Raw genomic sequence first — 21,944 nt, forward strand, 5'->3', positions numbered from 1 at the left:
ACTTGCAATTGTATACTTGCTGGTTAAAATACCAAACAATGATCAGGCCTTTACTTTTCTTCTTACTTTTTAGTTTATCTTCCTTTGGGCAGCAGCTGAAATTCGATAATTTCACCACAAATCAGGGATTATCCAACAATTCTGTAGCTGCTATTGAAAGTGATCGTGACGGCGGTTTATGGATCGCCACCTGGGACGGCCTTAACTATTTTGACGGCACTAATTTTAGAGTTTATAAAAACGATTCTAATGATCCTAAAACAATTTCCAGTAATTATATTACGAAATTAAAAAAAGATGCCTCGGGTGCCCTATGGCTTATTACAAAAGAAGGACATGTTAATCAGTATATTGGGAATCATGAATTTAAAGAGTTTAAGTTTAAAAGTATTCCAAGAGATATTGATTTGTCTGAGAAAGGAAACATTGTGGTTAAAACAGCTGATGATGCTTATTTTGAATTTAAAAATAAAGCTTTTGCTGCAATAACCCGTAATAAGGTCCATACTGCAGATTTTACGAATCTTAAAAACCTACTGCTTAGAAAATATCCAAAGCTTATTATCAATTGTGTTTTAAAAGACAAAATGGGGAATATATGGTTTGCTACTCGTGAGAACGGCTTGTATATCATGACAAATGATGCAGACGAAAACAAAATCAGGCATTTTACTTCAGATCTGTATTCGCCGTATTCTTTTAAAAGTAACGAAATAGAAACGCTGCATGAAGATGATTTTGGAAATATCTGGCTGGGGCAGAAAGATGGGGGTTTGAGTATGGTTTTTATGGGTTCAGAAAAAATCAATTCTGTTATGCCGCATCCTGTAAACGAGCCGTTTCTGCCAGACGAAACCATTCGAGCTGTTACCAAAGACAATAAAGGAAAAATCTGGCTGGGTTATTATACCAGAGGACTTTATTATTACAATGACAGAAGTCGTGTTTTTGAAAAATTTAAAATAGATCAGGCAGGTTCAAACCCTGATTGGGAGCGTATCAGGACTTTGTTTACAGCAAGCGACGGAACGATCTGGGCGGGTACTTATAAAGGAATGCTGCGCATTTCAAAAAACAAATATACCGCTTACGAAAACAGCGGTATTCCAAGAATGTCTATTTCGAGATGTTACTCAATGGTTGAGGATCAGAATAAACAAATCTGGATGGGAAGCTGGGGCGGTCTTGCAAAATTTAATCTTTTAACGGGAAATTTTGAAAAGTTTAAAGGTCAGGAATTATTAAATAAATACCACATTCGATGCGTCAGGAAAAACAACACAAATCTGATTCTGGCGACAGAAAATAATGGGGTAATTGTGTTTGATTTGAATACAGGAACTTTAAATGAAATTAGTGCTAAAGACGGACTTTTAGGAAACAGTATTTATTCGGTTTTTATTGATAAACAATCCGATAATTACTGGATTGCTTCTCTTGGAGGTGTCAGTGTTTTTAATAAAAAAAAGGGACTGATAAAAAATATAACAGAGGCTGACGGACTGCCAAGCCACATGGTGTACGGGCTTATTGATAACGGAAAAAAAATCTGGGTAAGCACGACGAAAGGAATCGCTTCTATTGATAAAAAAAACTACAACATTAACTCGTACAATCCGTCGTATGGATGGCAGGCACCAGAATTCTCAGAAGGAGCTTATTATCAGGATTCTAAAGGGAATTTGTTTTTTGGAGGTGTAGAAGGACTTAATTATTTTAATCCAGATGCACTTTATTCGGCCAGTGCAAAAGCAAAAATAAAATTAAGGATAGACGGGAGCGAAGCGTACCAGCAGAAGATAACAAAAAGCTTTTCTGCCAATGAATTGGAAATAGAAGTAATCCCGATAGTATTTCCAAGAAACAAAAGAAATGATATTTATTACAAACTCGAAGGACATGATAAAGATTGGATTCGCCTGGGAGCAAATAATAAAATAGAATACACGCATTTATCTTCGGGAGATTACAATTTTATGCTCAAACAAGGTAAAGACGGGATTGCCGAGAGTGCCTTTTTCAGCCTTACTATTGCTCAGGCATTCTACCAATCGATATTATTTTATATGCTCTTATCGGGCTTTATACTGCTGGTTTGTATAATTGTGGTCTATGTAAAAAATAAAACGGCACTTTCGCAGCAAAAATACCTCGAAGAATTGGTAAGAGCGCGTACCGCTGTGATCGAAAATCAGAAAAAAAATCTGGAAGATATTAATATAGAACTTGATCAGAAAAATAAAAAAATAGAAGAACAGAAAGAAAAACTTTTGATCCTGCACAGCAATTTTAAAAATGAAAACTTCGAAATCGAAAAATTTAAGACTTTTATGCTGGCCGAGTTTCAGGACCCCATATCCAAAATAATTAAAATCTCGGGTTCTGTTAAAAAAGATGCAGAAACGCATCGTGCCCTGACGGCACAGTCAGACAAACTGGTCAATATCATTTCGGAGTGGAATTATCTGGAACATGTTAAAGATCTGGGTGCTGTAAAAAAAACAGCCGCTTATTTATTTCCTGTTTTAAAAAATAATGTCGAAAAGCTTAAAAAAAACCTGCAGCTTAATGAAGTAAATTTTAACTGCGAAATTGAAAGCACCAATTGTTTTGCTGTTGTAGACATACTGCGTTTCAAACTTTCGCTGCAGTATTTTTTTAATGATATCTGCAAATATTCTGATAAAGACAGTACATTGAAGATTGACATTGGTTATCACAATAATTTTATAGAAATCAAAGCAGCTTCAGACAGTATTATTTTAAAAAACAACTGGTATAATATTTCGCATTACAGTCCGTATTTTAGAGCACTCCAAGTATTGCTGCAAGACCTGCAGGGAGAAGTGGTTCCTGGTTATGAAGATCATTTTGAAACCGCCTTACGAATTCCGATCGAAATTGTGAATCCTGAATCGAATTTCAAAGAAACAATTTCATGGAAAAATTTTAATTACGAAGAACAATTTTCATCAGATAAAAAATGTCTTTTGGTTTTTGGCGATCAATTTAATACAGCCGCAGCCCGTCAGGTTTTAGAAAGCGAAAATTATAACATCATTTTTGAAAGTTCTGTTTTTAATTTAAATGCCATTATCAAACAGGTCGATACCGCGGCTTTAATTTTCTATCAGGCGGCGTTTTCAAAAGAACTGATTAATTTTTTACAGCAGTACAAAGAAAATGCAGCTCTAAAAATGCCGATGGTTTATATTTCTGAGGATATTAATTATGAATTGGATGAACAGCTTTTAGAAATAGGAATTGATACGCACATCAAACTGCCGGCAAGTGCATCATTTGTCAGTAAAAAGATTGACAGCCTTATCAATCAGAATAAAGAACCGCTGCGAGAACATAAAATACAGCAGAAAATATTTGAAATTCTTACCGAAGATAACGATCATATTACGCCAAACGAAAAGCTTTTAAAAAGAGCCTTAGAAATAATTAAAGAAGAACTTCAGAATCCTTCTTTTAATGTAGAAATGTTGGTAAGTCAATTGGGGATTTCAAGGGTAAAATGCTATCGCTTGTTTAAAGAAACGCTCAATCAGTCTCCGTCGGATATCCTCATGTCGCTGCGATTGCAAAAGGCAGAAGTTTTATTAAAAACGAAGCGATTAAACGTTTCCGAAATAAGTTTTGAGTGCGGTTATAACGATCCAAAATATTTTGGACGCTCTTTTAAAAAGTATTTTGGCAAAAGTCCGAAAGAATATAAAGAGTACAGTGTCTAGAATTGCTGTTAGCCCAGTATTTACACAAAGTTAGGCAAAGGTTAATGAACAAATTTTACCCTTTTTTTCTGTTAATACTGCCCTAAATTGAATTATTAGTCCTCTTTTGGAAAACAAAAATCCTCCTCTTGGCAGGTTCCTTAAAATACTTTTGACAAAACATAAAAAAGTATTTTAAATGAAAAAAATCTATGCATTGTTAATTCTTGCCTTAGGATGTATGTCCTATTCCTATGCGCAGGAGTCAGTATCAGGAATCGTACTTTCTGATACAGAAAAAGTACCCGTACCAGGAGTCTCTGTGTATATTAAAGGAGAACCAAAAGGAGCTGTGACAACAGATTTTGACGGGAATTTTAAAATTAAAGTACAACAGACACAAGGTGTTTTAGTTTTCTCTTATGTAGGATTTAAAACCAAAGAAGTTTCGTTCTCTGCACCACAAAAACTAACAGTTTCTTTGGCAGAAGAAGTGAGTACTTTAAATGAAGTAGTAGTGGTTGGTTACGGTTCTCAAAAAAGATCTGACGTAACGGGTGCTATTGGTTCTGTAAAAAGCGAAAATTTTAACAAAGGAGTAGTAGCCAATGCCGGACAGCTTATTCAAGGTAAAGTTGCGGGTGTAAATGTTATCGCAGCGAGCGGTGAGCCGGGTGCTTCTCAGGATATTATTATCCGCGGAGTCGGAAGTTTACGTTCGGGAACAACACCTTTATATGTAGTAGATGGTTTTGCTTTGGACAATTCGGGTACTGGAGTGGCATCAAACCCTTTAAACTTTATCAATCCTCAGGATATCGAAAGCATTGAAGTTCTTAAAGATGCTTCTGCTTCTGCCATTTATGGTTCTAGAGCAGCAAATGGGGTAATTGTAATTACGACTAAAAAAGGATCAAAAGGACAAAATAAAATAAATCTTTCTATAACCAGCGGTTATTCGTCATTAGCAAATAAAGTAGATGTTTTTAGTGCAGATGAATTTAGAAAACAAGTTGCAGCTGTAAACGGAACATTGCAGGACGGCGGAGCAAACACTAACTGGCAGGATGAGTTAACAAGAACGGGAGTTTCTCAGAACGTTAACTTATCGATGAGCGGCGGTACAGAAAAATCTACCTATGCAGCTTCTCTTGGAGTAGATAATCAAGAAGGTGTTTTAAGAAACAGTGATTTAAAACGTTATTCTGGACGTTTGAATTTAAATCAAAAAGCCTTAAACGATAAGTTTAGTGTTGCTTTTAATATGACCGCTACAAAACTTGAAAATTCGAGACCAGATGCTAGAGGTATTGTTGGAAACATGTTAACCATGAATCCTACAGACGCCGTTTATGTAAACGGACAACCGAATACGAACTTAAGCAACGATATTTTGAATCCGTTGATCAGTGAGAGAATTTACTCTGACGAGACCAACAACAATCGTATTTTGGCTAATATTTCTCCATCTTATGAATTTATAAAAGGATTAACGTATAAGTTTAATCTTGGTGTAGATTACTCAATGTCAGAAAGAGACATTCAGGTATTGCCTTATACTTCTGCAACAAATACAACTTTAGGTTCATTAAACAATGTTATGACTACCAATAACAACGTTTTGTATGAAAACACCTTGACGTATAACTTTACAAAAGGAGTTCATAATTTTACAGTTTTAGCGGGTCAGTCTTACCAAAAAATTCAGGTAAACCAAAAAAGCTACAACTTATCAGGATTCCCAGATAATGGTGTTGAACCAAAAAATCAAATCGAAACAGCAAGCGAGCGTACAACACAATCATCGTCTGCGGTAGAAAATGAGCTTCAGTCTTTCTTTGGAAGATTAAATTACGGTTTTGATAATAAATACCTGCTTACAGCAACCATGCGTGCAGACGGTTCTTCTAAATTTGGTAAAAATAACAGATACGGATATTTTCCTTCTGTAGCATTGGGCTGGAACATTACAAAAGAAGATTTCTTAGCAGAATCTGAAACAGTGAACAATCTTAAATTAAGAGCAAGCTGGGGGCAAACTGGCTCTCAGGAAATCCCTTCTAAGATTACCAAGGCAAGTTATACAGAAAGTAACACAGGATACGACACCTATCCATTAGATCCGTCTGCAACAGATTTAGGCGGTTACCCATACGGTTCTATCTACACACGTTTGGCAAATCCAAACATTCAGTGGGAAGTTTCTACACAAACAAATATCGGTTTAGATTTTAGCTTATTCAATAACAGATTATCAGGCACAGTTGATTATTTCAACAAAGTTTCAGAAAACATTTTGTTAGAAGTAGCGCCGGTAGATCCGATTCAGCCTACATCAAAATATTGGACAAACATTCCAGATATGCAGATTAAAAACCACGGTATCGAGGTTGCTTTAGATTACAGCAGTGATAAAACCCGTGATTTCTCATACAGCATTGGCGGAAACGTATCTTTTACCAATAATAAAGTAGAAAATTCTCCGTATAAAATTTTGACAACAGGTGGAGCGCAGGGAGGCGGACAATCTGGTGCAACGATCAACGGTGTACTTAACGGACAGCCTATTGGTTCTTTCTACATGCTTGAGTTTACAGGAATTGGTGCTAATGGTTTAAATCAGTTTGCAGATACAAACGGAGACGGACAAATTCTGGACAATGACCGTGTTGTTGCCGGAAGTGCGCTGCCAGATTATATTTATGCTTTTTACCTGAATTTTAAATACAAGAATATTGATTTAGGATTTAATTTTAACGGAGCTGGAGGTAACAAAATTTACAACCACGTAGCAATGACTTCTTTTAACAGAGGTAACTTGGCAAACTCTTTTAACACTACAGACCGAGCTTCAGAATTTTTAAACGAATCGTCTACCAACTCTAATACAGTTTCTACAAGATATTTAGAAGACGGAAGTTTCCTAAGATTAAATAATGCAACTCTTGGATATAATTTAAGCCCAAAATTAATCGGACTTGATAATGTAATGGACAATATTCGTCTATCGGTTACAGGACAAAATTTATTTGTGATCACAAAATACAGTGGTTACGATCCTGAAATCAATACCGGAACTTCTGTTGGAGACATTCAGTCTTTCGGAATCGATTATTTCAGTTACCCAAGAAGCAGAACTATTGTGTTTGGTTTAAACGCGGCATTTTAATCAAAAATAACAAAACATGAAAAATAAAATTATAATAGCAGCTCTTGGATTGGGTTTATTCTTTAACTCGAGCTGTACAAACTTAGAAGAAAATGTTCTGGACGAATCTTTGGATGGTGCAGGACAGGCAGAAGCGATCAGCGGTGCCATTGCTCCAGCTTACGGACAGTTAAAATCAACATGGATTCATACCAACAACTACGGACTCCAGTTAATTGCCAGCGACGAAGGAATTTTACCTTACAGAGGTGGAACAGACTGGTACGACGGCGGTAAATATCTGGCTGTACATGCGCATACCACTACGCCGACAAATGACTTGGTGACAAGTACTTGGAATGAATTGACTAAAAATATTTCGAGAACACTGTCTGCTATCGAAGTGCTAACACCTCTTGCCGAAAGCGGTAATACAGAAGCACAGGGAGCACTTTACGAAATGAAAGCCTTGAGAGCTTACCTGAATATGATGACGCTGGACAGCTGGGGACTTGTATTTAAAAAAGAATCATCGGCCAGTATTTCTGAAATTCTTAGAGGACAAGATGCGGTTTCTTACATAGAAAACGACTTGTTGTCTGTAGCAGATGTGATCAATACAACCAAAGGACCAGGAAGAATGACACAAGCTGCGGTTTGGGGACTTCTTGCAAGACTAAATCTAAACGCGGCAGTTTACCGTGATCCTTACGGAACGGCAAATTTTACTACTGCAGACATGGATAAAGTTATAAAGTATACCGACAACATTATCAATTCGGGTAAATTCAGTCTGTCTCCAGAATATTTTGACTTGTTTGATGATGCTAATAATTCTAACAAAGAAGTAATTTTTGCATTAGATCAGCGAGGTGTTTTAAAAGACGAACACAACCGCTGGGCATACTGGTCAATTCCGGGATCAATGTTCCCAAGACCAGAATCGATTAATGCAGACGGAACAGACGGTCCGGCTATTACATCAGACTTTTACCAGACATGGGTTAGCGCTTACGGTTCTGTAGATCCTGCAGATGCAGATTCAAGATTTTACAAAAACAACGCAAAAGTGCCGGATAATTTAAAAGACCTTACCGGATTTTCTCCATTAAACGACGAAAACCATTACTACTGTGTAAAAGCAGAAGAGTTTGAAATCGACAGAGGAATCATGAGAGGTATTCCGTGGGCTGCGAGAAAGGATGCCAATGGAGCTTTCTACAAATGTGACGGCGGGTATAGAATTTATCCTGTAAAACAAATTAAAGGAAACGGACCAGACAAAAATGTGGGTTATGTAAACCTAACAGAAAAAGTAGATTTTACTAAAGAAGGAAGTATGCACTATTCTGGATACCGAGTTTCTAAATACCAGTTCAGCCACACTTCTCCAGACGGAAACTACTACAGCAGTGTAGACATGGTATTGCTTAGATATGCAGAAATTTTGATGATGCGTGCCGAAGCCAGATTAAGAAAAGGCGATAATGCTGGAGCTTTAGCAGATATGAACACGGTAAGAACTTCTAGAACTGCCCGCGCTCCAATTCCTGCAGCGCTTCCAGCAATTACTTTAGATATTTTGTACAGAGAATACGGTTTTGAATTTTATTGGGAAGGTTTGAGAAGAACCACTCAGATTCGTTTTGGACATTTTGAAGACAAATGGACCGAAAAAACAGATACTGATGTAAACAAACGCTTATTCCCAATCCCTCAGGTAGCTATTGACGGAGCTTCGAACACTCCAGGTTACTTAGTGCAAAATAAAGGTTACTAGTTTAATTTTGTTTTTTTATATTGAATTAAAGACTGCCGCTCATTTTATTGGCATTGTAGTAAAATGGGCCGGTCTTTTGTGTTAGTTGTTTTGAAACAGGGCTGTTTTTAGGAACACCCTGTTTATTATTTTTTGATACAAGCCGTCTGCAGAAAAAAATCCCCCGTTTTTTAGCTGTTAAGTCAGGCAGAGACATGTTTTACACTCCCTTTTTTGCCCCATCTACCTACATTTTTTTATTCAAAATTCATTAATTTATTTCAAATGAAATTACCATTCATAAGCATCAGTTTACTGCTCTTTCTTTTTGGAATTCAAAGCCATTTGTGCGCGCAGGACAGAATCAAAGTACATTCGCATAACGATTACAACCATACCATTCCTTTTTGGGATGCGTATTCAAACGGTGCAGCCTCTATCGAAGCAGATATTTTCTTAAAAGACAATAACTTATTTGTTGCCCATGACAAAGAAGGAATTACTGCTTCCAGAACTTTAGAAGATTTGTATTTAAAGCCCTTAGAAACAGCTTTAAAAATGAACTACAAAAAAGAGACCCCATTATTTTTATTGATAGACATAAAGACTGATGCCGAACCAACGCTGCAAAAACTTATTACTGTTTTAAAAAAATACGAAACGATAACAAAAAATAAGAATCTTAAAATTATTATATCAGGAAACAGACCAAATGCTGCAACCTATACTAAATATCCAGATTTTATTACATTCGATTATCAGGAGATAGACCAAAACCTGTCAAAAGAAAACTGGGAAAAAGTAGCCATGATCAGTGTTGACTTTAAAAAATACTCCGTTTGGAACGGATTAGGAAGATTAACTCATGAGGATTACGATCGCGTAAATGCTGTTATTTCTAAAGCAAAAACATGGAACAAGCCCTTTCGCTTCTGGGGATGTCCAGATACCAAAAGTGCTTGGAAAGTATTTTTAGAATTAGGAGTAACTATTATTAATACAGATAAACCATACAATTGTGTTCAATACCTTGAATCTTTTCCGAACAGATGGGTGACAGCTTCTAATTCATCAAAAGTGTATGTTCCGACTTATAAAACAGATCAAAAAAATCTTCCGGTAAAAAATGTAATTCTTTTAATTGGAGACGGAAATGGTTTGTCGCAGATATCTTCAGCCGTTTTGGCCAATAATGGAGCTTTATCAGTAACACAATTAAAAAGTATTGGTTTTATAAAAACACAATCAGCAGACGATTTTACAACAGATTCTGCAGCAGCAGGAACAGCTTTGGCAACAGGGCAGAAAACAAATAATAGAGCCATTGGAACCGATACTTTACGAAAACCAATTCCGAATATTTTAGAAATACTCCAAAAAAGAAATTTCTCAACAGGAGTCATAACCACTGATGAAATCACCGGCGCAACCCCGGCAGCTTTTTATGCACATACAAACGAAAGATCGGATACAGAAACAATTTCTAAAGATTTATTAGCAAGCAGACTCAATTTGTTTGCAGGCGGCGGTGCAGAAAGTTTTAAAAACATTTCACTAGGGTCTAAATTTAAGTTACTGAATTCGGTTAAAGAACTTCAGGCTGAAACCAATGAGGCCGTTGGTGTATTTATTTCTCAAAAAAGAGTTCCTTCTGTTCTAGAAGGAAGAGGAACCGTATTAGCAGATGCGACAAAATACAGTCTTGAATTTTTAAGCAAGAAAAACAAACCTTTTTTCCTGATGGTAGAAGGAGCACAGATTGACAGTTTTGGGCATGTTAACAATACCGCCGGAATTGTAGCAGAAACAATCGATTTTGATACTGCTATAACACAAGCTCTTATGTTTGCCGATCAAAATGAAGGAACATTGGTAATTGTTACCGCAGATCATGAAACGTCTGGTTTTGCGATTCCGCAGGGAAATGTAAAAACACACAAAATAGAAGGCGATTTTATTACCAATGACCACACAGCGACAATGGTTCCGATATTTTCTTACGGACCGCATTCGCAGGATTTTCAAGGTGTTTATGAAAACAATGAAGTGTTTGAAAAGATACTTTCGATTTTGAAATAAAATAATGTTTAGAAGTTTTCTGCCACAGATTAAAAGGATTATTTTTTTTGAAACGCTGTAAAAAATCATTTGTAATCCTTTAATCTGTGGCAAAAAAAATAAATTCAAAGTTTTTAAAGAAATAAACAAGCAATGAAAATATACAGAAATATACTTTTAGGGATATCATTTTTGTTCACAATTACAAATTACGCCCAAAAAACCGTTCACCAATACGTTGATCCCATGATTGGATCAGAAGGAGTCGGGAGGGTTTTTATCGGGCCTTCGTGTCCGTACGGAATGGTAAAACCAAGTCCCGATTGCACGTCGAGTCCCAACAGCGGCTGGCTTCCGATTCCCAAAGAAGTAACCGGATTCAGTCAGGTGCACGTAAGCGGAACGGGAGGCGGCCCCAAATACGGAAACATTTCTATTATGCCCTTTTCGGGAACTTTAGATAAAATCGACCAGACTTCTTTTAGAGCTGAAGAAAACGTCAAACTCGGATATTACGAAACGGTTTTCAAAGAAAATAAAATCAAAACCGAAATTACAACCGGCGAAAAGGTCTCTTTTTACCGCATTACCTATCCAAAAAACAAATCCAAAGAATTAAAGATCGATCCCGGATTTTTTCTTGGGGAAGAAAAGATTCCAGATGCCAGAGAAGCCCAGCAGTTTGTGGGTTCTCAGATCGAAATTGTTTCGGATACCGAAGTAAGAGGTTACAGCAGAATCCGAGGCGGGTGGAACAACGGACGCGCTTATACGGTTTATTTCTGTGCCATTTTCGATCAGCCGATTGCTAAATATGCCACTTTTAAAGACGGTAAATTTTATAATGAAAAAACGCAGTTTGATTCAGGGAAAAAAACAGCGGCACTTGTATCTTTCGGAAATTCAGGCAAAGACGAAGTTAACGTGAAAATCGGAATTTCTTTTTTAAGTGAATTAAAAGCAAAAAACAATATCCAAGTCGAAATCCCGCATTGGGATTTTAATGCCGTTTTGAATTCATTAGAAAATAAATGGGAAAATTTATTGGGCAGAATCCAGCTTTCGCAGGATACATCAACTGAATACAAAAAAATGTTCTACACAGCTTTGTATCATACCATGATTATGCCCGTGGACCGAACAGGCGAAAATCCGTTATGGACAAACGACGAGCCGTATTACGATGATTTTTATACGATCTGGGATACCTTTCGTACTTCAAGTCCGTTGATCACCCTTATCGATTCCAAACGAAAAGTGGATATCATCAACGCCATGCTGAACATTTACAAACGCGAAGGTTTTTTACCCGAAGGAAGAAGCGGCAATGACAACGGAAGAACCCAGGGCGGCTCAAATGCTGAGGTGGTTCTGGCCGATGCTTTTGTAAAAAATCTAAAAGGCATCGATTACGAACTGGCACTGCAGGCGATGCTCAAAGACGCTGCCGTTCCGCCTGGAGGAAATGAAGAAAAAGAGGGAAGGGGCGGGCTTATGGATTACCTGAAATTAGGCTACGTTCCCTACGGTACAGACCGCGCCGGAAACCGTACAATCGATTATTCGTACAACGATTACAATATTGCTGTTGTTGCCAAAGGTTTAGGCAGAACAGAAATATACAATCAATACATAAAACAAGCCGACAGCTGGCAGAACCTATGGCGTTCCGATTATGAAAATAACGGCGCAAAAGGCTTTATCATGCCAAAAGACAAAGACGGAAACTGGCTGGATGATGTGGTTTTCGGCGAATCAAAAATCCAGAAACCCACTTTTAAATATACGCCGGTTATCATCGAATCGCCTTGGTATGTGTGCCACTGGTGCGTGTTTTTCTACGAAGGCAATTCATGGGAATATTCATTGAGTATTCCGCACGACGTTCCAGAACTAATTAAAAAATCAGGAGGAGAAAAAGCGTTTGAAAACAGATTGAATATTTTATTCGATTCAGAATTGTACAATGTGGCCAACGAACCTTCATTTCTAACGCCTTGTCTGTACCACTGGATCGGAAAACCGTATTTGAGCAGTGAGAGGATCAGAACGATTATCCAGAAAAATTTCAATACTTCAAGGGAAGGACTTCCAGGTAACGATGATTCCGGCGCCATGTCTTCTTGGCTTGCTTTTCACATGATGGGATTGTATCCCAATGCCGGACAGCCTTATTACCTGATCAATTCTCCTTTGGTCACAACCAGCACAATGAAGCTGGAAAACGGTAAAAGTTTTACAATTACAGCGAAAAAAATGAGCGGCAAAAACAAGTATATTAAAACCGCTTTTTTAAACGGAAAAGCATATAACAAAGCATGGATTTCGCACGATGATATTAATAACGGAGGAGAATTGATTTTAGAAATGGATTCGAAACCTTCCTCTTGGGGAACAACGATATTACCACCGTCAAAATAAAATTCAAAAGATGAAAAAAATACTTTTATCCCTTCTATTCTGCGCGGTTTCTCAAATCGGAATTGCACAAAACACAATTCCGACACTTAAAAACAATACCGAATTACAGTATGTCTGCAAACTGCACGGACAAACCAGATCACTGTCCCTTAAAACCAATTTAGAAAATGACGGAGTTACTTTTAAATTAGAAACCAGAGGCGTAAAAAGCAGTATCGTAACCACAAAAGAAGGATTAAAAAACGGAACTGCCTTAAGTTACAATCAGGGTGAATATGCGCCGGTCTTAAACCTGAAACCAACCGAAACTTTCTTTATGATTTCGCAGTCTGCTTATCAGGAATTAATAAAAAATAAAAAGTTTGTGTACAACAATACGACTTATGATTTAATCGCCGAGGATTCACAGACAGCTGTATTTCTGGACGGCAAACTGGTAGAAACCTTTCGCATAAAAGCCCAAATCGACGAAACCGAAATGTGGATTGTAAAAAATCCGGAGTTTCCGTTGATCTGTAAAGTGATTAAAAATCCGCTGGGAATCAACTGGACATTGGTTAAAGTTGTAGATAAGTAAACGTGTAAAAGAAAAGGAACCTTAAAAAATCTGGACGGTTGTGCGGTAAATAATTGCGGGTTTATTAAAATTGCTATATCTTCGGACTGAAACAAATTAATTAGCAGTGAAGGTAGAAGGCAGTGTAAATGAGTATTTATTTTTAAAAAATAAGGGAGAAACCGGATCTCTGATTGCAGCAATGGATTGGAACGCCTCACCTTTAGGGCCTTTAGAATCCTGGTCAGAAAGTCTTCGAACTTCATTAGGAATCATGCTTGCTTCTCGCGTCCCGATGTTTATTGTATGGGGACAAGAAAAAACACTTCTCTACAACGATTCTTTCCTGCCTTTTCTTAAAGGAAGCGACATTCATACTGTTTCTCTAGGAAAACCATTAAGTGCTGTGCTGCATTCTGAATGGAAATCGGTATCAGAGGCCGTTAATGACATTATAGATAAAGATGTTTTCAAGTCTGAGTCTAATATAGTTTCGTCTTTAAGCCATAATGGAGTACTACAAAAGGTTTATCTTACTGTGGGCTACAGTGTTATCTATAATCAAAACGATGGTATTGACGGGATTTTTGCTACTTGTATAGAAAGTTCTGCCCTTATACCAGATGTCATCGCATCAACTTCAGTTAGGTCACAGCTCAATACTGTTTTAATGCAGTCCAATGCAGGAATTGCGCAAGCCGATATAACTGGAAGAGTAATAGAGGTAAACGATCGGTACTGCCAGATGCTGGGATATAGCCGCACAGAGATTCTAAAAATGAATTTAGGAGAGCTTACCCATCCTGAGGATCTGGAACTCAATATGAAAATGCTGCAGGAGTGTATCGAAAAAGGAAAAGACTTTTTGATCACAAAACGCTATGTATGCGGAGACGGATCTATAATCTGGGTCAACAACAGCGTTTCTATTGTCATGGATCCTGCGGGAGAAAAATATATTACTGCTATAGCAATTGATATTACCGCTGAAAAAGAAAAAGAAGAAAAACTGCTGGCAAGTGAAGCGCATCTGCAGCTGCTGCGAGATACAGTGCCTGCCATGATTTTTTATCTGGACCAGCAGCAAAGATATGTTTCCTACAATACCGTTTTTAAAGAATGGTTTGCTGTAGAAGGAGATCAGGCGGTTGGTAAAACAGTCAAAGAATTTTTAGGAGAAGCGGCTTACAGCAAAACACTTCCTCATCTTCAAATTGCCTACGGAGGTGAACAGGAAAAATACGAGATGTTTGCGCCTTCTAGAATGGGAGTTAAAAGATGGCTGAGTATTGTGTATACGCCGCATAAAAACCAAAATGGAAAAGTAATTGGCTTGATTGTTCACGCTACAGACATTACACAGAGTAAATTAACCGAATTTGCACTTCGTGAAAGTGAAGCAAAACTCCGCTCTGCTGTCGAAGTAGCACAATTGGGTACCTGGTCACTTGATATTGAAACTGGAATGAGCACTTTTTCTGAACGACATGCAGCCATGTTCGGATTAGAAGCAACCATAATGCCTTCTGAAAGTATCAGAGCTTTGATAAAACCTTCGGATTATAAACGAGTAACAGAAGCTTTTTGGGAAGCACAAAAACCGGGATCCAACGGAGCCTATGAGTCAGAGTACAGCATCATTCATGGGATCACCAAACAGGAACGCGTTATTCATGCGGTTGGCCAGACTTATTTTGATGAGAATGGAAAAGCTTTGGTGATAAGCGGTACCACGCAGGATATTACCATTCATAAAGAATTGCAGCTGGAACTCGAGAACGAAGTAGCCGTTAGAACCAAAGAGCTTGATGCTGTATTAAAAGAACTCCAAGTAGCCAATCAGGAACTGGAACAATCTAATAATGCTCTTAAATATTCTAATGAAGAGCTGGCGCAATTTGCTTATGTGGCCAGTCATGACCTTCAGGAACCACTTCGAAAAATTCAGATTTTTGCGGCCATGCTTCAGGAAGAAACTTTAAGAAGAGATCCTAAAACTATTATTGAAAAAATTTCCCTTTCCGCTGCCAGAATGAGCCAGCTGATTTCTGATCTTCTGGCGTTTTCAAGGCTTATTCAACCAGAGAAAAGCCTGCTGAAAGTAGATCTCAACGAGGTCTTACAAAATATATGGACTGATTTTGAGCTGGCTGTTAGTGAAAGCGGTGCCGAAATAATTTTTGAAAACCTCCCTGTACTTCAGGCCGTGGGATTGCAGATGAACCAGTTATTTTATAATCTGGTAAGCAATTCACTAAAATTTGTGCGTCCAGATACTGCCCCAAAAATTAAAATAAGTACAGCCGTTTTGTCTCCTGAAAGCGCGGCAAAGTTGAGCGGTGCTCCACTGCTTAATACCAACTACTTCCATATTCTGTTTCAAGATAATGGAATTGGTTTTGAAAAAGGTTATGAGAATCAGATTTTTGAGATTTTCAAGCGACTTCACGTGCAGACTATCTTTCCCGGAAGCGGCATAGGATTGGCTTTGTGCAGGAGAATTGTCATGAATCATCAAGGTTTCATGTTTGCAGAATCTCAGGCAGGACAAGGAAGTACGTTTCATATATTTCTTCCAGATCTATCAACAACAGAATTCCAGCAGGATTAAAAATACCTGCTGCGGAATATCTCAGTAAAAAAAATATTATCCCTTGTATACGAAATTCTCTATCGTAACAGCTCGTTGCTGCCAGTCTATTGAAAGTACGTATTCAATAGATTTTTTCAGCTCACTAATTGAAACGGTTTTTTTTAGGTACAAAGAAGCACCAAGATCAAAACATTTTTGAACGGTTTCTAAATTTCCGGCCGTAGAAAGAATAATTACTGGAATTTCTTTTAAATTTGGAGAACCTTTTATTTCCTGAAGAACTTCAAAACCATCTTTAATAGGCATATTTAAGTCCAGAAATATTAATGAAGGATAAGGCGGAGGATTTTTAAGTTTGAGAAGCATATCATCCCCTAATTCAAAAAGACTTAAATTTTCGCCAATTTGAAGCGCAACTTCTTCAAAAAACATTCTGTCATCTTCATCATCGTCTACATAAAATAGTGTAGTAGTATCTAAGGCCATAGAATTAATTATCTGCAGGCAAAGATAAATATTTTGATTGTACTTTAAGTAAAGCTGCAATTTTAAAAACCAATTCTGATTCGTACTGATGCTTTATTTTCTTCTTCAATAATGATTTTTAGGTAAAAAACAGGGATTTAAACTTTGTTTCATTTTATAATTTGAAACAAGTTCAAAAGGTTGAAACCAATATAATGTAAGGATTAATATGATTTTGGGTTCTGATAATCAGTTACTTTAATTCACCGCCAATTTTAAATTACAATTTCTTTATGTGCGTTGGTCCTTTATAAAACGTCTATTTTCTTCTTTTTATTTTTTTGTCTAAAAAAAAATGAAAGTAAGACTTAAAGAATTGCAATCTTTCCAGTCTGGACGCCGCCTGAATCTGTTATTATTTTATAAATGTAAATTCCTGAAGCGGTATTTTTTATGTTGATACTGTTAGTTTTAGAAAGTAATGACGAAGTAATCGTGTTTTGCCCGCTCATATTGTACAAGTAAAAAACAGCATTTTCCTCTTTTTTGGCTTCAATAATTAATTCATCATTTTTACTGATCAATGTCGGATGAATAAAAAACAGAACATCACCTAGATAATTAGCATCAAGAATTGCAGAACTTATCACATTATTGTTTTCTAAAATGATGTTTATTTTATATTTATTACTGCCCTTTAGTGGAGCAGTATCTAAAAAAGAAAATGTTTTTAAATTGAAGTCCTCTACCGTACCAATAACATCTTCCGTATTATTAATTATTTTTACTAATTCAATTTTTTTGATATTGTATAAACTGAATAGACTGGCACTAATCTTAATGTTGTTTTCTTCGTAAACTTCGGCGAAAGCCAATTCAAAATAACAATTTGTATTTTCATCATGCGGTAATGTCGACTCACTTTTTATTCCTTCATTAGTATCAAAAACAGGGACAACCGTATAAATTTTTCCGTCAGTATAAGTGTAAGTGGCGTTTAGTATTTGTTCTTTTAATTCTAAATGATCTCCTGTGAGCTGATAAATATTAAACAAACCCACATCAGCAGGTTTGTCCCAATTAATTTCTGTTGTGCCGTCACAAATTAAGCTCGTGCTGATATTTAAGTCATAAGAAATCGTAAAACTCTCAGAGAGATAATCGGTATTGCCAATAGTCATTTTTAATTGTGCTTTCGAGAACTTTTTTGCTGAAGGAATGTAATTAAATTGTTCACGATCCAGATTTATTCCGTTAGCAATAACTTCCCATGTTTGTCCATTATCGTAGCTGATAGACAATTGTCCCGTACCGCCAGAAAACGAAGAATCCCATTTAAAAGGAGAAAGAGTTTTACCATCGTAAGGGAAATTATCATTTTTAACCGGATAACTCCATTCAAACTGATTTACCAATTCATATTCATAAACAATGCTGTATTCTTGAGAATCATTGGACACATATGAGCCCGTAATATCGATCTTGTAAGATCCAGCTAAAGGACTTTCGATAGTTACTTGCTCGATATTATTAATTTTATCTTTTCCTCTTACAGCAGATTCTTCGGGAACATTTGGATTAAGAACCCAAGGCAGCAAAAGAGCATCGTCGGGCGAAAGAACTTCCAGATCCAAATCGTTTACCAGACTTATATTGCTGTTTATTGGGGCAGGCAGATCGTTCCATACCAATGTGATTTTTAAATTTTTAGCATCCGTCGGAACCGTAATCCAATGCGAATTGATTTCTTTAGAAGCCAGATTGCCCGATATAAATCTATTTTCGCTGATCGTTTTTAAACATTTAGCTGCATTAATACTCCCATAACCATAAGTAAAATCGGGACCTGTATTGCCTAAATCCTTTGCACTATTAATTAAAATTGCTTTAGTCAATGCATTAGACAAAGCGCTGCTATGTGTAGTTTTATAATGTTGCTTCATAAGCGTGACAATTCCCGAAACCAATGCTGTGGAGTTTGAAGTTCCCTGTGTGCTAAAAGCCGTTAGCTCTGGTTTTATCCGGCCGTCGTAAGCAGGGCCTTTTGAAGAAAACGGCATAATAACCTCATTTTGATCAATGCATCCCAATACAATACTATTCTTAGATTGTTTAAAATTACCTGTAATAGATTTATAGCCCTGAACGCCAATATTACCAGAAGAAAAGCAATGCGTCAAATCAGGATTTAAGAATAATTGGGAGTCATAAGCATTGGCCAGGGAACCATAAAAGTTTTCAATTTCGGTTCCGTACGAGTGATTTTGAATAACAGCACCTTCTAGTGCAGGTATTTCGTCAGGATAGAGATTCAAAAAGTCAGACGAAAGTATTTTAGCCTCTTGCGCGACTCCTTTTCCTAATGCAGAACTATTTCCTAATCCGGAAACAATAGTGGCCATAGCCGTTGCATGGCTCGAAACAGTTGAAGATTGCAGGGTAGAAGGAGTGTTCTTGTTTAAAAGATCAATATCATTAACATCAAAAAAATCATCTTTAATCGATACAATTTGATCTTTTCCAGTTAAAAGAGGGAAATTAGAATGGACTTTATTGATAGAATTAATAGTGAAATTTTGATCTGCAATTTTAGATTCCTTTTTGGGCTGCAGCGATTCCTGTGATACAGAAGTTACACTGGTAAAGTTTATAATTTCATCAACAATTTTTTCCGAATCGCTTTTTATTAGTACAAGCTGATTGTCAATTATGGTAAGGTCAGTAACATTTATTGATTTTAAGTCGGATATTAAAACTTCGATAGCATTAGTTCCTATGATATAGGATCTGTCTTCTTTATGATTTGAAAAATTGGAGGGTAATTTCCACAAACTATTTACAGGAAGATTTTTTTTTGAAGCTAGGTCAGAGTCGCGGTTTTTATTCTCAACAATACAAAACGTACTGTCTAATTTTTTGACAATCTTGTAGTTGTTTTGATGTGCATTTTCTAAAGATGTAAAATAGTATGGTTCAGGCTTTCTTACGTTTTCCTTTTTTACGTATTGGTTCCATTTTTCAGAAACCTGTGAGAAACTGATTGTCGTTATTATAAAAAAAAGAAAAGTAATCCGTGTCTTCATTTATTATAGAGGTTAGGGGCAATACCTTACATCCTTATCAATGTTCTAAAAAAAAAGGTTGTTCAATGCTTATTTCTTATAAAATAATCAAGAGATAAAGATTAATTGTTTCTATTTTAAATATTTATCGATGTAGGTAAATCAAAGTTATTAAAATATTTGTAAAAATTTTATGATTTTTATTTTCCTGCAAATTCTTTCAAATCTGTAAGACAAAATCCTCTTTTTAAGCTCATTTTTCAATTTTGCATGACGTACAATTGATTAAAATGATTTTTTTAACAAATTCAAAATAACAAATAGTATTATTCTTACCAACCAGCTGATTCTTACTCCTATACTGATTTTACTGGGGCTGCGATAAAAATAAGATAAATTTTATTAAAAAATTAAGTTAAAATAATTTAACAAAAAGTGTTAATTTTGTTAAATTGTAATTTTATAAGTATTTTAAGATTAAAAATTATATAAATTTGATAACAAGTATTACAATATTTTGTAAAGACCCCATTTTTATCAACTTATTTAACAACCAAAAAACTATTATTATGAAAAAAGTTAAATCAATTTTCGCGTTGTCAGTTATAGCGCTGACCCTGTTATCTTGTAACAAAGAAGATGAGGCTGTCCCACAGTCAAATTCGGCATCTCTTAAAGTAACACCAGAAGTTTTAAATAAAATTAGTTCACTATCATTAAATACTTCAGATGTGCAGGTAATTGAAAATACCAAATTAGATGGTACTAAAGAAGAAGCATTCTTGATTGAAGGAGATATTGTTATTACGCAAGAGCAATTAAGCAAAATGGATCTTCATGGAGGTATAACTACAGAACAATACCGTACTACTAATTTAGTATCTGCTCCAAGAACCATCAGAGTTGTTGGATTATCAGGTACAGGTACAACAGCCCTGACCACAAATATGCGGGCGGGACTGCAAGCTGCCATAAACAGGTACAATAATTTAGGATTGTCAATAAATTTTACATTAACATTTAGTTCAAGTACTTCTGGAGCAAATATTGTTGTAAGAAGACAAACCGGATCTGCTGGAGGAGTAGCTGGTTTCCCTTCAGGAGGAGCACCTTATAATTCAGTTACTTTATATTCAGGATTAGATTCTTATTCAACAAATGTAAATGCACACGTAGCGGCTCACGAAATAGGCCACTGTATTGGTTTACGTCATACAGATTGGTTCAGCCGTCAAAGCTGTGGACAAAATTCTAACGAAGGAACAGCTGGTGTTGGAGCAATCCTAATTCCAGGTACACCATCAGGATATGATGCTACTTCTTATATGAGAGCATGTTTCAGCTCAAGCGAGACAGGAGCTTTCAACGCCAACGACGTTACGGCTCTTAATTATTTATATTAGAATTTGAATTAGGGCTCTCTTTACAAAATAGAAAGAGGCTGTTTCACTATTGGTGAAATGGCCTCTTTTTGTATAGTGAATGTTCTACTTTAAAGATCTTTTGATTGCAGCTTTAATCCTCAAGTAATTTAAAGTATACTATAAGTATATAGTATGTATAAGTATGTAGAGTTACTTGTTTTTTACTAAAGGCATTTTAATTGAAGTAGAAAAATAGATCGGTAATTATTAAAATGGAGAATTTGTGAGGGAAGGCTGGCTTTAAATACAGATGATAGGATCTCTTTCAAGGTGTTTTTTATTTTTAAAGGCATAAATAAGAAGTTTTACTTTAAATGATTTCTCTATTCTGCATTAGTTTTTATATCTCAAAAATAATAATATAAGAAAATACTTTCGTGATTGTAAAATATTTTAAAATCTAAATTTCTTGTTATTAGGGTTTTAATAAAAACTTTTAAAAAAAGCAGAAAAAAACCTCTTAAAAATAGTTGCAAATCTAAATAAAGGCTGTACTTTTGCACCCGCTTTGAGAAACAAGCGAGACAAAAAGAAATACACGTTCGTAGACATATTGAATTGACAGCCGTCCCGATTACATCGGGACAAAAGAAATAAGAGTAATAGAGTCGCAAGATTCGAGAGAGACTGATAGTATTTATCGTTTAATAATATAAAAATATACGATGAAGAGTTTGATCCTGGCTCAGGATGAACGCTAGCGGCAGGCTTAACACATGCAAGTCGAGGGGTATATGTC

General features: G+C 36.2%; 10 protein-coding genes and 1 rRNA gene. 9 read left to right on the forward strand and 2 right to left on the reverse strand.

Annotation, left to right across the window (positions count from 1 at the left end):
• Window positions 1–38 precede the first annotated feature (38 nt).
• From C4F50_RS24945 to C4F50_RS24975, 7 genes are all read left to right on the forward strand, one after another.
• Window positions 39–3,740 carry a two-component regulator propeller domain-containing protein gene (locus C4F50_RS24945; RefSeq protein ID WP_194141353.1) on the forward strand — a complete coding sequence of 1,234 codons (3,702 nt, stop codon included), beginning with the start codon at window positions 39–41 and terminating at the stop codon, window positions 3,738–3,740.
• Window positions 3,741–3,918: 178 nt separating this feature from the next.
• Window positions 3,919–6,888 (forward strand): SusC/RagA family TonB-linked outer membrane protein, encoded by a 2,970-nt coding sequence (locus tag C4F50_RS24950; protein WP_194141354.1) that lies wholly within the window; start codon window positions 3,919–3,921, stop codon window positions 6,886–6,888.
• Window positions 6,889–6,904: 16 nt separating this feature from the next.
• Window positions 6,905–8,647 carry a RagB/SusD family nutrient uptake outer membrane protein gene (locus C4F50_RS24955; protein ID WP_194141355.1) on the forward strand — a complete coding sequence of 581 codons (1,743 nt, stop codon included), beginning with the start codon at window positions 6,905–6,907 and terminating at the stop codon, window positions 8,645–8,647.
• Window positions 8,648–8,911: 264 nt separating this feature from the next.
• Window positions 8,912–10,705 (forward strand): alkaline phosphatase, encoded by a 1,794-nt coding sequence (locus C4F50_RS24960; RefSeq protein WP_194141356.1) that lies wholly within the window; start codon window positions 8,912–8,914, stop codon window positions 10,703–10,705.
• 132 nt (window positions 10,706–10,837) lie between these two features.
• On the forward strand, window positions 10,838–13,105 hold the full coding sequence (locus tag C4F50_RS24965; protein WP_194141357.1) for a GH92 family glycosyl hydrolase: 2,268 nt from the start codon (window positions 10,838–10,840) through the stop codon (window positions 13,103–13,105).
• A 10-nt stretch (window positions 13,106–13,115) separates the two neighbouring features.
• Window positions 13,116–13,682, forward strand: coding sequence for a hypothetical protein (locus C4F50_RS24970; RefSeq protein WP_194141358.1), 567 nt, complete (start codon window positions 13,116–13,118; stop codon window positions 13,680–13,682).
• A gap of 106 nt (window positions 13,683–13,788) precedes the next feature.
• Window positions 13,789–16,272, forward strand: a complete 2,484-nt coding sequence (locus C4F50_RS24975) for a PAS domain S-box protein (RefSeq protein WP_194141359.1) — start codon at window positions 13,789–13,791, stop codon at window positions 16,270–16,272.
• A gap of 36 nt (window positions 16,273–16,308) precedes the next feature.
• Here the strand turns inward: C4F50_RS24975 and C4F50_RS24980 are convergent, their stop codons facing one another.
• Complete coding sequence (locus tag C4F50_RS24980) at window positions 16,309–16,740, reverse strand: response regulator (RefSeq protein WP_194141360.1); 432 nt, start codon at window positions 16,738–16,740, stop codon at window positions 16,309–16,311.
• A 347-nt stretch (window positions 16,741–17,087) separates the two neighbouring features.
• On the reverse strand, window positions 17,088–19,802 hold the full coding sequence (locus tag C4F50_RS24985) for a S8 family serine peptidase (RefSeq protein ID WP_194141361.1): 2,715 nt from the start codon (window positions 19,800–19,802) through the stop codon (window positions 17,088–17,090).
• A gap of 548 nt (window positions 19,803–20,350) precedes the next feature.
• Here C4F50_RS24985 and C4F50_RS24990 point away from each other — a divergent pair.
• Window positions 20,351–21,184 carry a M57 family metalloprotease gene (locus C4F50_RS24990; protein ID WP_194141362.1) on the forward strand — a complete coding sequence of 278 codons (834 nt, stop codon included), beginning with the start codon at window positions 20,351–20,353 and terminating at the stop codon, window positions 21,182–21,184.
• Window positions 21,185–21,867: 683 nt separating this feature from the next.
• Window positions 21,868–21,944 (forward strand): 16S ribosomal RNA (locus tag C4F50_RS24995); the annotation flags it as partial.

It is taken from the genome of Flavobacterium hungaricum (genome assembly GCF_015182285.1).
Classification (GTDB): domain Bacteria; phylum Bacteroidota; class Bacteroidia; order Flavobacteriales; family Flavobacteriaceae; genus Flavobacterium; species Flavobacterium hungaricum.

Bases quoted from the DNA above. Each gene is read 5' to 3' on its own strand.
- C4F50_RS24945 (WP_194141353.1), top strand. From the start codon at position 39: ATGATCAGGCCTTTACTTTTCTTCTTACTTTTTAGTTTATCTTCCTTT.
- C4F50_RS24950 (WP_194141354.1), top strand. From the start codon at position 3,919: ATGAAAAAAATCTATGCATTGTTAATTCTTGCCTTAGGATGTATGTCC.
- C4F50_RS24955 (WP_194141355.1), top strand. From the start codon at position 6,905: ATGAAAAATAAAATTATAATAGCAGCTCTTGGATTGGGTTTATTCTTT.
- C4F50_RS24960 (WP_194141356.1), top strand. From the start codon at position 8,912: ATGAAATTACCATTCATAAGCATCAGTTTACTGCTCTTTCTTTTTGGA.
- C4F50_RS24965 (WP_194141357.1), top strand. From the start codon at position 10,838: ATGAAAATATACAGAAATATACTTTTAGGGATATCATTTTTGTTCACA.
- C4F50_RS24970 (WP_194141358.1), top strand. From the start codon at position 13,116: ATGAAAAAAATACTTTTATCCCTTCTATTCTGCGCGGTTTCTCAAATC.
- C4F50_RS24980 (WP_194141360.1), bottom strand. From the start codon at position 16,740: ATGGCCTTAGATACTACTACACTATTTTATGTAGACGATGATGAAGAT.
- C4F50_RS24985 (WP_194141361.1), bottom strand. From the start codon at position 19,802: ATGAAGACACGGATTACTTTTCTTTTTTTTATAATAACGACAATCAGT.
- C4F50_RS24990 (WP_194141362.1), top strand. From the start codon at position 20,351: ATGAAAAAAGTTAAATCAATTTTCGCGTTGTCAGTTATAGCGCTGACC.